Origin of the sequence: Chryseobacterium phocaeense, from assembly GCF_900169075.1 — a bacterium.
Lineage (GTDB): Bacteria > Bacteroidota > Bacteroidia > Flavobacteriales > Weeksellaceae > Chryseobacterium > Chryseobacterium phocaeense.
Window position 1 is genome coordinate 301,893 of record NZ_LT827013.1, and the last position, 13,131, is coordinate 315,023.

A 13,131-nucleotide genomic window follows, 5' to 3' on the forward strand; every position below is an offset into this window, starting at 1 on the left:
GTTTATCAGAATATTTTTAATCTCTGATACTGTAATCAGACTTGAGTCTTAGGTGTACACAACACAGGAATATAAAGCTTTGTTTTTACATAGCCCTGAATTTTCATCATATGATCATGGGTGACAAAGTGTACTTCCTACGCCTCCGACTTTACTTCCGAGTTTTTAAATACATTCCAGAAATTATAATCTGTCATAGGAGCATCGGTGATTCCCACATTTCTTCCCATAGTAACGATCTGTCCTCTGTGGTAGGCTCCGTGAACCACTGCATGCTGGATGTACTCGTATTTGGAAAAGTCGCACTGAAACCATGGAGATTCCACTTTTACATTTTGGGCCAGATCTTCTTCAGAAAGGCCTTCCACATATACCATTAATTTTCTGGAGTTTTCTTTTATGCCATTGAAAATTTCTTCTTTGCTGATGGCTGCAGAGATCTGTTCAAAATCAAAATCAGCATTTTCTGCGATATAGGCCCACCAGTATTGCTGGGTCTGCCATACGTGGTGCAGGGTAGATAAAATGGTAGGGAAGCTGGAGATCACCTCCTGGTTAAGCTGTTCATCAGACTTTGTAGAAAGCCAGTCGATATACATATTAACAACCCAATCATTGTACTGAACCGTGTGTGTGATTAATGTTTTTAAATTCATGATAATATTTTATTTTTAATGATTTTGGAAGGATAAAAATAAGTAAAATATTAACCTGATTTTACAAAAAATAGAGCTGCCGGAAAAACAGAAGACAGCAGTTCCTGAAAATCTGTTGAAATTTTAATGTGCTAAAATCGCATCATAATTCGCATAGTATTTTTTGAATTTAAAAGTATCCTGATCTATTACAATTTTAGAATCATCCAGTATTTTGCACTCTCGCGTATACCTGTAAATTTTTCTTCTGTTATAAGAGGTCAGAACAAAATTTTTACCTGTAAGTGAATAAGAATCTGCTTTTTTATATTCCTCTAGAAGATCTGATCTTGTCCAGCTTAAACGGTGAAATAATACATCAAAAATAAACCTGTTGTCAGGATTTGTAAGAGGAATCTGCCACATTTCACCCCTAATTCCGCGGTAAACTGCCCTGCCATCCCGGCTAAACATATATATTGACAAATGAGCAGGGTCTAATTCGGGAATATGCCTTCTTGAAATATTTCCTGAATCCGGTTCTGGTTTCCTCTGATAACAAATATATACCCCGTCATATCTCAAACCAGATTGAGCCATTGCTTCTTTGGTGACAGGTTTATAATCCATCACTGAACAATTGACTAATAAGAGAAGGAAAACAGGAAAACAATATTTTATCATTTTAATGGGCAATGTCATAAAAGATTTTAAGATGAAATGGTTTGAAAGAGAGATTTTATATTATTTGTCATTACTTTTCAGACCGGCTGATGGCATCCAGTTTTATGAAATACTCATCCAGCAGATCATAAATTGCTTTCTGATCTTTTCCGGTATTGTTTTTATCCCAATCTGTATTTACGATGAGGTATCTGCCCATTTTTTTATCTTTAAAAAACCAGATGACAGAGTTCATTCCCGGGTCACCGCCCGTGTGTCCGAAGTTTCCGGTTGACCCGAAGCCCATGCTTATTCCCATATTGTATTCATCGCTGTATTCGCTGGTGCTTCTGTCCTCGAAATTTTCGGCTTTCAGCTGAGGGGTAAAATATTCTTTATAGCTTTCTTTTGAGAGTATTTTTCCGTTTCCGTAATAGCCTTTCATGAGCTCAAGAAGATATTTGCTCATATCCTCTGAAGTAGTAAGCATTCCTCCGTCAGGATAAGTATTGAGAGAATAATAAGGGTAGGGCGTTTGCTTGTTGATGAAAGTACGCGTGTATTTTGAAAAATTGATAGCGTTAAAATTCCAGCCTGAATGGGTCATTTGCAAAGGCTCAAAAATATATTGCACCGTAAAGGCATCGTATGACATTCCGGTTGCTTTTTCCAGAACCAGTGCTGCAAGAGTGGTCCCGATGTTGGAATAATTGAAAAGTTCTCCCGGTTTTTTATCCGTGAATATATCTTTTGAGTACCATTTCCCTTTTTCATTAAGAACATTATTTAAAAATTCCTCAATGGAAATTTTGGATGAAGGAGGATTGAATTTTGTGGGTGAAATATCGATCTTTAAATGGTCTGCCAGGTTGGTGGTGTCTTTTAAAATAATGGTTCTGGTCAGATATTCGTTATTATCATTGATAGATGAGGTATGGGTGGTGAGCTGGCGGATCGTGATCGGAATATCCGGATGCTGTGGATTGATGACTTTAAAAGGGAGATATCGGCTAATGGGATCATCCAGTTTCAGTTTTCCCAGCTCCTGAGCTTTAAGGATGGCAATGCCGATCAGGGTTTTTGAAACGGATGCTATATTCTGGACTGTATGTTCATCGTATTTTTTAAAGGGCTTTATGTTGGCGGCTCCGAATCCGTTCTGGTATAAAACCTCACGGTCATTCACCAGTGCAACTCCAAATCCGTTAAAACTTGCAGTCTTGCTGATTTCTGCCAGTTTATCCGTTAATTCTTTCTGAGCTTTTCTCATTTCCTGTGACTGCTTTTTCTGTGCAGTAAAAACGTTAAGCATTAACATACAAAGAAGAAGAACATACAGATTTTTCATAATAGGTTTATTAAAAGAACAATTTTAAAGGAGTTATTGTTACATCCACAGATTAACAACTAATGCCGGATCACAGTCCGAAATGACGGTTTTGGTCAGTATTTTCAGGGTTAATCAGTGCTTTATTGCAATAGGTGGCTCGTTCAAATTCATTAATATTGACGGATAGGAAGGAAAGATCCTGAAGCAGGGCTGTCAGCTGTGTGCATATCTTGTTTGACAGGTCTGCTTTCTGTTCCGTATCCCGGCCTTCCATAATATACCCGAAAACATGAAGGAAATTTTTCTTGTGATCTCCCAATTGATAGTACTGGTATGGCTGAAGCCTGACTTTGATATCATTGGGAGCAAACAAGCCTGTTGAATCGGCTGCTTTGTAAACGGCATCCATGATTTCGTCCGGTGATCTTTGCTGAAGAACATCCTGAGAGCATTCTATGATGAAATGAGGCATAATGATTTTCTGTTCAGTGGTTTAGGATAAAGATAAATATAATATAGAGATTTAAGTTTTCTCACTTATATTTATTAACATTTTTTAGCATCCATATCAAAAGAATGGTTTTCCCGAACATATAATCTTGTTTTTTCAAGTCCAAAATTGTTAACCTTATTCGCCTGGTTATTTAATTCCCATTGGGGAAGATGGTTATAAAGTTCTTCTGCTAATTTTTCAATTCCGGGCGTCTGTTTATGATCAAACTCATAGCTTTTTTTATCGGTAATAATTTCCAGGCCTGTTTGTCTTATACGATATAAAATAGGAGCACTGAAAGAATATACAGAAACAATTTCTTTCCATTTTACGAATTCAGTTGAGTTTTTTTGTTGAATATAAAAACCGTCATCGGTATATTCAAATATTCCGTTATCCTGAAGTAAATGATCTACTTCTTTTTCAACTGATTCATAGCTATCATTATCATTAGGAAAATAGATTTTTGCAATTGTGAAAATAATAGTAATGAAACAAGCAAGAATAATAAGATAAGATATTCCCTCACTATCAAAGACAGGATAGTTGAATAAAACAACAATTAAAATGATACAGCTTATTAAAATTATTTTTTTCATCACTTGGCTTTCTCAACTGAAATAGACAATTAAAACTTTAACTCACTTTAATTTTTCAAAACAAAGACTCTCCATTTAAATCCGTAGTAAGCACTTCGCTCATATAATCAAAAAACGGACGCATGGCCAGCAGGGTGAGAAGGACTTCTTTCTGAAAACTGTCGGAGAAAACTTCTTTATCCGTAAATTTCCGCATCACTACGAATTGTTTTTTCCTGATCAGGTCAATGGCCGGATGATCTTTATCAAAACCTCTCGGTGCTGTTTTTACGCCATCACCTTTGATTTCTTCAAAATATTTGACAAAAGTGGGGTCGGAAGTGATTTTTTCAATTTCTGAAGTATTAAGCTCGAATTCTTTACGGATACGGAGCAGGTCTTGGGTGTCAGGTGCCCAGAATCCGCCTCCTACAAAGCTGTTTCCAGGTTCCAGATGGATGTAATAGCCGCCTCTCAACATCGGTTTTGAACGGGAATATCCAACCCCGAAATTATTTTTATATGGAGCAGGATCTTTGGAAAAGCGCACATCCCTGTAAATTCTGAAAATATGAATACCTTTTAACTGATCATATTCCTGGAGCTCATGATAAATCTTAGTGAAAAGAACTTTGTTTTCTTTTACAATGGAATCGTATTCCTGCTTGTTTTGGATAAACCATTCCCGGGTATTGTTTTTTTCTAATTTTTTAAGGAATTCGAATGCTTTTTTCATTTTTATGGATTTGTTTTTTCAGGAAGACTGTATTTTTCGTTTTTAAAAGGGCAATTTTTTTAATGATATCCCTTTATTTTCTGTAAGATAGTAGAATCGTTCTTATTGGTGTTTTTTTCAATAAGAAGGTCTAAAATTCCTCCATATAGTGCCTTTTGCTTTTCATTCGGAGCATTCATAGGATTGATCTGAATTAATTTTCCATCTGAATATACAATAATAATATTGGTGGACATCCCATCAATTGCCGGCTTTACATTTTTATCACTGAAGTCTTCCGATGTGAAAGAATCTGATATCTGCCGGATTTTTTCGAGATCATTTTCTGTGAGTTCAATCCTGAATGGTTCTAATTTTGGCCTTTCACTTAAATATTCCTTGTATTCAATACTCATTTTTTGTCCTTCTTCTCCTGGAGGTGGAGGTGGTGCAATGCTGTAAGCAACCGGACTGTAAAAGATTATATATTTCTCATTAAAATTTACTATGGTCTCCGCAGAATTATGAAAAGTAGGATGATATCCGATTTTTATAAGAACAGGCTTCGGTTTGCCGGCTCTGTTTTCACCATTTTGCTTACTGCAGGAGCATATGAATACAAGACAAAACAATAATGAGTTAAGGATTTTCATAGGATTCAAATATACAGGAATGTTTTAAATAAACCGTTTGCGGGATAGATCTGTTGATTACTCTATAAGTTGAATCCCTTTCCATGTTTCTACCGCCCAGCTCTCATCTTCTTCATAGTCAAAATATAAGGCTGCCTGTATCAGTTGATGGTCAATAATTGAAAAAGCATAGATAACATAATAGGTCCGATTTTCATCTGATTCTTTTATCATATAACCCAAACGGGAAACCTGATGATCGGAAAATTCAAAGGTTTTCAACATTTTTCCCAGTGATCCATCCCTGTTTGCAATCATCTGGCGGTGTTCACTGTAAATTTCAGGTTTTGATCTGTCATCATTCCAGACTGCAAGACGCAGTGACTTGTCTCCTGTTGTATAGAGTAAGTCCCCGTTCTGCTCTTTTTGCCGTTCAAATAAATTATTAATGCTCAGTTCCCATTTTTCTGTCAGTCTATGTTTCACCATATAATCGTCTTCAACCCGGAAATCTGTCACCTTGTACCAGGATGATTTTTCCGATTTTCGCTCAAAGGCTGAACCAAAGCCTCCGGTTAACAAAATATCTGCAATGGAAGGGTCAATAGCCAATAGCGTTGAAGGATTGTAGATACCTGCATTCTCAGGGTTATTTGTGTATTCATTTGATTCAAGTCCTGAAAAAATCCGCCAGCCGCTGTCTTCGGGCCTGCTTCTTTTGTCCCTGTACATGAACATGGGCTTTTTATTTCCTTCGGTGATCATTTTAGAAACCATCAGCCTGCCAATCGGTGGAAAGCTGTCAATGTCCACATTCTTTTTTTTCTTACCGAATAATCCCATAGATGTGTTTTTAAATGTTAATCATCAGTTTGCGGACAATAATTCATCTTCGCTGTCCGGTTTATCATAGGCATCTGCTTCTGTGAGATGTCCATCCTGACTGCTTATTCTGGTGAGCTGCTTTCCTTCTCTGAAAACCAGCTGAAGCCCATGTTCCTGTTCCCATTCGCATGAACAGGCAATCTGTACATATACTTTCTGATCCCTTCTGTGCCTCCTGGAAACGAGAATTTCAGAAGGATGTACAAAGTTCCATATTTCTTCATTGTCTTTGATTTCCCATAAAGGTTCATCATCTTCGTCATATCCTACAGCCTCCAGAAAATCCATACAGTTTTTATAGACCAGTCCGGAAATTGATTTTCTGTCTTCAACTGTCAGTTGCAGGAAATTGGCCAGAGCCTGGTCTGCTTCTTCAATAAAAGCTGCATCTTGCTCAGGTTCAAAATCCATAAAGGTAATATCCAGTTGCTCATGGTTAAAAAACGGAATTTCGGTCCCTGTATTTTTCCACCAGTCAGGAAAGTCTTCATCCTGTTGTAATGGTCCTATTACTTTTGAAATAATTTCTTTGCTCATGGATTTGATGTGTTTGGCAGTAGTTATTTTTATATTGTTTGTAAAGTGTCAGTCTGGAAAATTAATGTTCAAATTTTTCTTCAACATTGGCTAAAATTTCACAGTCGCAATACCCTCCATGTTCAGCTAAAGTCGGCTTTCCGTTCTCCGAAGTCTCCAAACTTCTGAACATGTTTAAGGGAATACTTTATGTAGTGCTTTCTTTGAAATTTTATTATTATCAATTCTGTACACGAAAAGTTTATTGCCCCGGATCTTGTATTTCACATGATAATTGATGCCATTTTCATTTTTTAAGTCATAGTTATGATGGCTACCTGACAAAATTTCTACTATTGTCAACGAATCACCTTTCGTTTCTATTTCTCCTTTATTTTTATTGAATTTTAAATACAGATTATTATCCTTTAGTTGATAAACTCCTGATAACTCTGTGTGCTGGAGGTCTCCTGAAAATTGATATTTAAATTGATTATTATTTCTTAGCTCAATCTTGGTAATAAAGAATCCCAGTTCAGCCTTTTGGGATCGATAAATTCCTTCCAACTCTTTTCGGGAACTGCATGATGAAAGAAATACTAACACTAAAATGAGAGTGAACATTTTCATAATGTTATTTATTATTCTCGGAAGTTTCCAGACTTTGAGCAGATGGATGTTTTTTGTATTTAATATATATAATTTAATGGTTGTCAGGTATTTGATTTTCAATTATTCTAAATTAATAAAAACTAAACTGGGAACAATGACTTTGAAAAATTTATTCTGCCGGTTCAGTTCTATTAATTTCCGGAACTGTTGATTCTTCGGCTACAGATAATCTTTCTGAAAGGTAAGTTCTGTTTTCAAGATCTTTCATAATGTTCAGAAGTTCTTTTTTCATCAGAAAATATTTTTTATGAAGAAAATAAGGTTGGATATTGATCGCTGTCATCAGAAGCTGAAGATTGGTTTCAAGGTATTGGTTGTTATTGAAATAGATCAGATCTTTTTCCACATAATATTTCAGATCTTTGATGGTTTGTTCCTCAAGATCATCAATCATTTCAGGGCTGTCCAAATAGGATGTGATTTCACTTTTCAGCTTTTCTTCATGAGGTTTAAGATTTTTAAAGTTCCTGATGATTTGTTCAAAAGGGGTGGTGGTGCTAAGGAATGCAGTTGCATTGCTTATATCAACATAGGGTTTGAACCTATCTTCAAATTCACTGTCGTACTTTGAAAATTTTGCGTATATATTCTCAAATTCACTTTTCTTACCCGCTTCACCAGCCAATTGTATGAAATAGGTATAGATATCCGAATCATTCTGATGGACCAGGTTTTTCACTTCTGCAATAGAAGTGTCGATTTCAGAAATAAGCTTTCCTGCTTCTTTTGTTACATATTTCCTCCCATCATAATCGAAAGTTTTTAAGATGATTTCTTTGTTGGCAATGGCTTCTATTGTTTTTTTATCGTTTTCAAGGGCTATTAATGTATATACCATTTCTACTTTATCCTTGCTGAACAGCTCCTCAAAAGAAAGATCTTTCGCTGCCGGGTTTTCCTGAACGCTGAAGTCCGGATTTTTGTTATCATAATAATTATTGAAAATTTTATCAAAAGAATCTTTAAAATGCTGGTTTTCAAATTCCAGGGCAAAAGTTTCAAAATCGAGATCGCTTTTCCCTTTCTGATATTTTACATTTGAAAAAATTTTAACGGTGAGCTTTTCCTGTGTTTTTTCAAAATCCCTGAAAAGATCTCTGGCAGGTCCGTTTTCAGAATCTTTGATGATATTTAGGGTCCGGAGCCTTGCAATACGGTCTTCATTGGATGGGTGGGATGCCCACTGGTTTTCAAACATCAGCTTCGATTTGTTAAAAAGTCCGGATTCGGAAAGTTTTACATTGGGAAGACCATGTTTGGTGTCCAGTTCACTTTGCTGCGCCAGAAAATTCATCACAAAAGACTGTTCCTTATAAATGTTCCGGCTGGTCTGGTTTTTTGAAATCTTTGCTTCGTAAAAACTGATGACATTCTGATACGAATTATTGGCAAGCTCCATTCTCAGCAGGGATTCTTCCAATGGAAGTGATCCGGCAATATGGGCGGCCACTTCATCGGCATGAAACTCCATTTCTCTGGAAAGGGCCATATGACGGATGTTAACAAAAGAATACATTTTGGTAAGTACCCACTGGATTTTACCGGTTATGAAAAGTGCCAGTGCTGCGAAAATTGAAAAATATCCACTCCAGCTTGCCCATTTCCCGATGGAATTACGGTAAGATTCATCGTCATTTACCAGATTGAAAATAATCTGATTAACATTATATACATAGCTTCCTACCTTCATGGAACGTTGGGAAAAATGTCCGAATTCATGGGAAAGAATAGCTTTCAGTTCCTGTTTTGTGGAAGTATTGATCAATCCAAGCCCAATGGTGAGGTTCTTTTTAATAGGATAGAACATACTCCAGAAGCTTGAATCGTAGAAAACGCTTGCATTGACGTCGTAAGATAAATATACTTTTTTAGGGAAATCAGTTTCGGCTTCTTTTACAATGTCATCAATCATGCTGAAAAGTTCAGGTTCATCTGACCTTTTGATTTCAGTAAGGTAGCTTCTGTCGTTGATGTGTTTTTTAAACAGAAATTTGATGATAAAGAAAAAGATAAAACCTCCGGTTCCTGCAAGACCTGCTCCCAGCATAATGGTCACAAACATTGGTTTTGCAGCAATAAGCAAAATTCCTCCAATAACACACCCTGCCGCCAGGGCTATAGTGAGAAGAAACATGAGGATATAAACGATAATAAAGATGGAAATGGCCAGAACAGCAGACCTGCTTTTCTTTCTGAAGTCCTCGGAAACTTGAATATACATGGAAATAATTTTTTTTACAATAATACACACATCAGTTTAAAGTGACAAGAAAAAATGAAACCGCTCTGGAAACAGGGCGGTTTAATGTTATTACAAGATTAGTTTTTAATTCTACTGTTTCATATGGTATGGCTTAAACAGTCTTATCGGAGTTTTGTTTATTTTGGTAAGTTGCTTACTCCAAACCAGACGGTAGAGTTCCTTAAGGTCTGCTTTGTCTGCAGGGGATAGGCTTGAGTTGGCGCCGTAATTCATAATGGTAAATGGAACATGCGTTCCGAAAATTTCAGCATCCCATTCTTTTTCGTCTGTTTTGGCAAAAAAATGTCTGAGTCCGAAGATATGTCCCAGTTCATGAGCCATGGTTTCTACCTGTTCCTGATAGGATTGGGCAAATAATTTAGGATAGATAACCAATTTATCCCGACCCTGTTGCGGGAAGAAAGCAGAAGCTAGAACACAGCTGTTTCCGTTACATCTGTCGGGCAGCATGGTAATTTCAAAGTCCCAGAGATCCTCGTTTTCAGAAAACCTGATAGGACAGGCATCTTCCCATGCTAAAACTGCTTCGCTAAAAAGTCTTTTTATTTCTGTTTTAGCCAGCTCCGGATTCATGAAAAAAGAGTGCATCGATCTATCAAATCTCCAGTTTAAAGTAACATTTTCTTCCCAAAGCGGTATAAATCCTTCCGAAGAATCAACAACCAGCTCAAAGGGAGATTTTTTGTGAGCTTTGTTATCAGTAATACATAATACATGCTTTCCGTACATATGCAATCTGTCTTCTGAGGGTAAGAAGTTCTGAGTTTTAAGCTCTAAAGGAGTAGAGCCGGTTTCTAAATTATCCATGATATGTAGTTGGTTTTTAGTTTTACAATAATAAGGCAGGCTGCTTTTTTTAGTAAAAGTAAAATATGTATCGGGTGTGGACAATTACCCTTTTGTGTAGTTTGTATTGTGGATATTTTGCGGAAAAACCGCTCTGGAAAACAAGGCGGTTTTTTATTATTTCAAATTAGGATACTGCGTTTTAATTTGACACAAGCGAGACTTGAGCCAGCAGAGGAACGTGGTGTAGTTGGGAAATTAGTTGGTTGAAACATTTAAAAATCCATCAATTCCACTTTTTCCATATAATCTAACTGATTGACTTTTTGGAGTATAATCGATTTGTTTAACATCCAATTTATTTAAAGTTTCTATTAGGTTTCCTTCTTCATAGTTTACTATTTGCCAATTGACCATGAGTAAAGGATCTTTTCCTAATTCGTCACTTGCAATTTTTGTTTTCATAAACTCCGACACATCATATTTTTTTGAGGAATTAGTCTCTATATTATAATAATTGGGCTTTTCAATATTTAAATGATAGTCTTCGATTAAGACCCAAAACTTTTCAGACCAATATCCGGTGTCCCAAATTTTTATTTTTGAATTTAGTATTTGTTCAATTTCGGGTTTATGCTCTTTGTTATCAATTAATAAATTCGTCAGGATATTAATATCGTAAGGGCGTTTTGATTCCCTTAGTTTTTCAATTAAAAGTGGCTCAAAAGGTTTTAATTTTATTTTAGATTCCTGTAAATGATAAATAAAATTACCTAAATCGACCCCGGTTTTAGTTTTTAAATTTGAGAAAATAAAATTATTCCGCTCATTTTTATTCATTTTTTTCAGACCAAATGCGTCATTTGTTTTACAACTTAAAATTATTGTGAAAACAGAAAAGAAAAATAATAATCTCGAATTTGATTTTATATTCATAATAATGGCTTATAGTTTTGCAATATCCAAATCTACATATTATAATATATTTATTGCATCGATGATTAGAGAGTTATTACATTTTTTTTGCCTCGGAGCATATACTTTAATAGATTCTATGATCCATTCTTGTGCTTTATTTCGAAAATCTGGATTTTTTAATATCCAAAGCTTTCCGCTTTATCCATTGTACAGCAATATCAACAGGAGCTGTATCATCGCCGGAAGAAGTATTGTGTCCAAGTTTAGAAAATAAAGTATATTCGAAAGGTTTGCCCTGAGCTTTCAGTGTATTCAGTTGTTCTATACACATCTTTACCGGAATCTGGATGTCTTTTTCACCAAAAAGCCAAAGACCGGGAATTGAAAGCGTATTCAGAGAGGTTTTTGGATCGGTTGCTGCAAATTGATATTTGTCCGGGTCATTTTTAGTATGCTCAATGGCGTCTGCTTCTGTATGGTTTTCCCAGAATTTGTTGTTTCCATTTGTGTAAAACTGAAACCGAAGCTGTTCCAGTGTTGTAATGGTAGGGCAGCTGAATAAAACCATAAAATCAATTTGTGGATTTTTGCTTGCCGCAATCGGGATAATCCATCCTGCCTGACTGAAGCCCACTAATCCTATTGATATTTTTTTATCTTTTAAATAAGTCTGGAATGTTTTTACGGCTGCATTGGCATCGTGAGCCAATAGATTAAGATTAGCAGGGTCTATATTATTCGTGCCAACGGAAGGACCAACGTATACACCTTCGGATTCTCCCACGCCACGTTTGTCATAGGTGAATACGGCAATACCTTCTTTGGCAAGGCGTTTTGCAAATTCCAGTTCTCTTTTTACCGGATCGGACCCGTGGACAATGACCACTGCCGCCAATGGTTTTTTGGGTTCTACAATTGAGCCTGCAAGCGTGATTCCCTGACTTTCAAATTTTACATCCTGAATGATAAATTCGGCCGATTGTGAAAATGCAAAATGTGGTAAAGCCAGTAGTAATAACCAAATATAGAATTTAGAAAAAAAGTTGATTTTCATTTTGGATTATTTCATGTATGGTAATTAGTTGTCAAATATAATATAAAAAACCGCCCTATAGAATAAAGCGGTTGCATTTAAATTACCTTGGTAATGCACAAATACGAGTAAAGAAGCTTGTATTTTTAGAATTAAAATTTTTTCGTCAGCGCCTTTTTTTGTTGAATTGTATTCACCTAATCCGGATGTAAAATACCTATGTCCTATTTTGGGCTTAAGACTTTTCCGGTATATTTCCAGGGAAATGAATAATAGCCAATCCCTTTAGTTACCTGTCCTGATAGGGTATCGGAGCATTTCGTAATGTAATCTTTTATTTTATCCACATTTTTACTATCCTTCATGAGAGACTGCAAGCTTGAAAGCCATGCTGCATTAACCCCCTGATCAGCCTGATGGTTAGCAAGATATTGCTCTACCTGAGTATCGATAGTTTCACCGGGAATACCGCCTCTGTTTTTATCCTCCGGAGCTCTGCAAATATTAACCGGATTCCAGGTTACAATGGAGAAAAAGCCTCCTACTTTAGTTTCAGGATCATGATCATCAAAAATAAACATGGGGGCACCAATTTTTTTTCCGTAATCATAAACTGACTGCATCCATGAATTCTTAATGAAATTTTCAACCTGGGAAATAGTATTACAATTTTTTGCCATATCCTTCATTAGAGGATTTAATACAAGATTTAGTGTGTTTTGGGGGACAATATGCCCTTGATGATCATCAACTACAGCACCAGGCCCATCAATGGTTATCCTTTGGTAGATGAAATTTTTTGGTTTGTTCTTATTATCCAGTTCAAAAGAGTGAAACTTAACGGGCTGCTGCGTGCGATAAACGGCATTGTAGCCATGTATTCTGCTATCGTCTCCTGCCATAATAATTGAATTTAATATTGTACCTACTCTCTACAGTTTTCGGCTGACCTGTTCAAGAAAAGAATTTCTTTATTGTATCTGTAAAATTAAAGGAATGTAAGCGTTGAAAA

The 13,131-nt window shown here is 36.1% G+C and carries 17 protein-coding genes; 1 reads left to right on the plus strand and 16 read right to left on the minus strand.

From position 1 onward, the window contains the following. Window positions 1-137: 137 nt before the first annotated feature. The 16 genes from B7E04_RS01320 to B7E04_RS01395 all read right to left on the minus strand — a co-directional run bounded on the left by B7E04_RS01320 (window position 138) and on the right by B7E04_RS01395 (window position 12,799). Window positions 138-656: a DinB family protein gene (locus B7E04_RS01320; protein WP_080776819.1), complete on the minus strand. Its 519-nt coding sequence runs from the start codon at window positions 654-656 to the stop codon at window positions 138-140. 123 nt (window positions 657-779) lie between these two features. Beyond that, window positions 780-1,265 (minus strand): hypothetical protein, encoded by a 486-nt coding sequence (locus B7E04_RS01325; RefSeq protein ID WP_080776820.1) that lies wholly within the window; start codon window positions 1,263-1,265, stop codon window positions 780-782. Window positions 1,266-1,389: 124 nt separating this feature from the next. Next, the gene (locus B7E04_RS01330; RefSeq protein WP_080776823.1) at window positions 1,390-2,646 is read right to left on the minus strand and encodes a serine hydrolase domain-containing protein; all 1,257 of its coding nucleotides are present in this window, start codon (window positions 2,644-2,646) and stop codon (window positions 1,390-1,392) included. Window positions 2,647-2,716: 70 nt separating this feature from the next. Further along, entirely contained in the window at window positions 2,717-3,100 is a 384-nt protein-coding gene (locus tag B7E04_RS01335) for a 5-carboxymethyl-2-hydroxymuconate Delta-isomerase (protein WP_080776824.1), read from the minus strand. 74 nt (window positions 3,101-3,174) lie between these two features. Then, entirely contained in the window at window positions 3,175-3,720 is a 546-nt protein-coding gene (locus B7E04_RS01340) for a hypothetical protein (protein ID WP_080776826.1), read from the minus strand. 55 nt (window positions 3,721-3,775) lie between these two features. Next, the gene (locus B7E04_RS01345; RefSeq protein ID WP_080776828.1) at window positions 3,776-4,435 is read right to left on the minus strand and encodes a DUF2461 domain-containing protein; all 660 of its coding nucleotides are present in this window, start codon (window positions 4,433-4,435) and stop codon (window positions 3,776-3,778) included. Between the two features lie 59 nt (window positions 4,436-4,494). Beyond that, entirely contained in the window at window positions 4,495-5,067 is a 573-nt protein-coding gene (locus B7E04_RS01350; RefSeq protein ID WP_080776830.1) for a hypothetical protein, read from the minus strand. Between the two features lie 57 nt (window positions 5,068-5,124). Further along, on the minus strand, window positions 5,125-5,889 hold the full coding sequence (locus tag B7E04_RS01355; protein ID WP_080776832.1) for a DUF2185 domain-containing protein: 765 nt from the start codon (window positions 5,887-5,889) through the stop codon (window positions 5,125-5,127). Window positions 5,890-5,913: 24 nt separating this feature from the next. Further along, on the minus strand, window positions 5,914-6,468 hold the full coding sequence (locus B7E04_RS01360; RefSeq protein ID WP_080776833.1) for a DUF6985 domain-containing protein: 555 nt from the start codon (window positions 6,466-6,468) through the stop codon (window positions 5,914-5,916). Between the two features lie 61 nt (window positions 6,469-6,529). Then, a complete protein-coding gene (locus B7E04_RS22325) occupies window positions 6,530-6,640 on the minus strand; it encodes a DUF2695 domain-containing protein (RefSeq protein WP_080776835.1) in 111 nt (36 codons plus the stop codon). A gap of 2 nt (window positions 6,641-6,642) precedes the next feature. Beyond that, window positions 6,643-7,077, minus strand: coding sequence for a hypothetical protein (locus B7E04_RS01370; RefSeq protein ID WP_139785307.1), 435 nt, complete (start codon window positions 7,075-7,077; stop codon window positions 6,643-6,645). Window positions 7,078-7,228: 151 nt separating this feature from the next. After that, on the minus strand, window positions 7,229-9,340 hold the full coding sequence (locus tag B7E04_RS01375; RefSeq protein ID WP_080776839.1) for a M48 family metalloprotease: 2,112 nt from the start codon (window positions 9,338-9,340) through the stop codon (window positions 7,229-7,231). Between the two features lie 111 nt (window positions 9,341-9,451). Beyond that, entirely contained in the window at window positions 9,452-10,189 is a 738-nt protein-coding gene (locus tag B7E04_RS01380) for a matrixin family metalloprotease (protein ID WP_080776841.1), read from the minus strand. A gap of 237 nt (window positions 10,190-10,426) precedes the next feature. Then, on the minus strand, window positions 10,427-11,104 hold the full coding sequence (locus B7E04_RS01385) for a hypothetical protein (RefSeq protein WP_080776843.1): 678 nt from the start codon (window positions 11,102-11,104) through the stop codon (window positions 10,427-10,429). A 136-nt stretch (window positions 11,105-11,240) separates the two neighbouring features. Next, window positions 11,241-12,140 (minus strand): alpha/beta hydrolase family protein, encoded by a 900-nt coding sequence (locus tag B7E04_RS01390; protein ID WP_080776845.1) that lies wholly within the window; start codon window positions 12,138-12,140, stop codon window positions 11,241-11,243. A gap of 203 nt (window positions 12,141-12,343) precedes the next feature. Then, on the minus strand, window positions 12,344-12,799 hold the full coding sequence (locus B7E04_RS01395; protein WP_139785309.1) for a hypothetical protein: 456 nt from the start codon (window positions 12,797-12,799) through the stop codon (window positions 12,344-12,346). Window positions 12,800-12,859: 60 nt separating this feature from the next. Between B7E04_RS01395 and B7E04_RS22330 the strand changes: the two genes are divergently transcribed. Beyond that, window positions 12,860-13,030 carry a hypothetical protein gene (locus B7E04_RS22330; protein WP_228439776.1) on the plus strand — a complete coding sequence of 57 codons (171 nt, stop codon included), beginning with the start codon at window positions 12,860-12,862 and terminating at the stop codon, window positions 13,028-13,030. Window positions 13,031-13,131: the final 101 nt, after the last annotated feature.

What these genes read in the sequence shown, in the direction of transcription:
- B7E04_RS22325 (WP_080776835.1), bottom strand. Translation starts at nt 6,640, where the DNA reads ATGTTCAGAAGTTTGGAGACTTCGGAGAACGGAAAGCCGACTTTAGCT.
- B7E04_RS01335 (WP_080776824.1), bottom strand. Translation starts at nt 3,100, where the DNA reads ATGCCTCATTTCATCATAGAATGCTCTCAGGATGTTCTTCAGCAAAGA.
- B7E04_RS01360 (WP_080776833.1), bottom strand. Translation starts at nt 6,468, where the DNA reads ATGAGCAAAGAAATTATTTCAAAAGTAATAGGACCATTACAACAGGAT.
- B7E04_RS01325 (WP_080776820.1), bottom strand. Translation starts at nt 1,265, where the DNA reads ATGGATTATAAACCTGTCACCAAAGAAGCAATGGCTCAATCTGGTTTG.
- B7E04_RS01390 (WP_080776845.1), bottom strand. Translation starts at nt 12,140, where the DNA reads ATGAAAATCAACTTTTTTTCTAAATTCTATATTTGGTTATTACTACTG.
- B7E04_RS01370 (WP_139785307.1), bottom strand. Translation starts at nt 7,077, where the DNA reads ATGAAAATGTTCACTCTCATTTTAGTGTTAGTATTTCTTTCATCATGC.
- B7E04_RS01330 (WP_080776823.1), bottom strand. Translation starts at nt 2,646, where the DNA reads ATGAAAAATCTGTATGTTCTTCTTCTTTGTATGTTAATGCTTAACGTT.
- B7E04_RS01385 (WP_080776843.1), bottom strand. Translation starts at nt 11,104, where the DNA reads ATGAATATAAAATCAAATTCGAGATTATTATTTTTCTTTTCTGTTTTC.
- B7E04_RS01320 (WP_080776819.1), bottom strand. Translation starts at nt 656, where the DNA reads ATGAATTTAAAAACATTAATCACACACACGGTTCAGTACAATGATTGG.
- B7E04_RS22330 (WP_228439776.1), top strand. Translation starts at nt 12,860, where the DNA reads ATGATCATCAACTACAGCACCAGGCCCATCAATGGTTATCCTTTGGTA.
- B7E04_RS01380 (WP_080776841.1), bottom strand. Translation starts at nt 10,189, where the DNA reads ATGGATAATTTAGAAACCGGCTCTACTCCTTTAGAGCTTAAAACTCAG.
- B7E04_RS01350 (WP_080776830.1), bottom strand. Translation starts at nt 5,067, where the DNA reads ATGAAAATCCTTAACTCATTATTGTTTTGTCTTGTATTCATATGCTCC.
- B7E04_RS01345 (WP_080776828.1), bottom strand. Translation starts at nt 4,435, where the DNA reads ATGAAAAAAGCATTCGAATTCCTTAAAAAATTAGAAAAAAACAATACC.
- B7E04_RS01355 (WP_080776832.1), bottom strand. Translation starts at nt 5,889, where the DNA reads ATGGGATTATTCGGTAAGAAAAAAAAGAATGTGGACATTGACAGCTTT.
- B7E04_RS01340 (WP_080776826.1), bottom strand. Translation starts at nt 3,720, where the DNA reads ATGAAAAAAATAATTTTAATAAGCTGTATCATTTTAATTGTTGTTTTA.
- B7E04_RS01375 (WP_080776839.1), bottom strand. Translation starts at nt 9,340, where the DNA reads ATGTATATTCAAGTTTCCGAGGACTTCAGAAAGAAAAGCAGGTCTGCT.
- B7E04_RS01395 (WP_139785309.1), bottom strand. Translation starts at nt 12,799, where the DNA reads ATGGCAAAAAATTGTAATACTATTTCCCAGGTTGAAAATTTCATTAAG.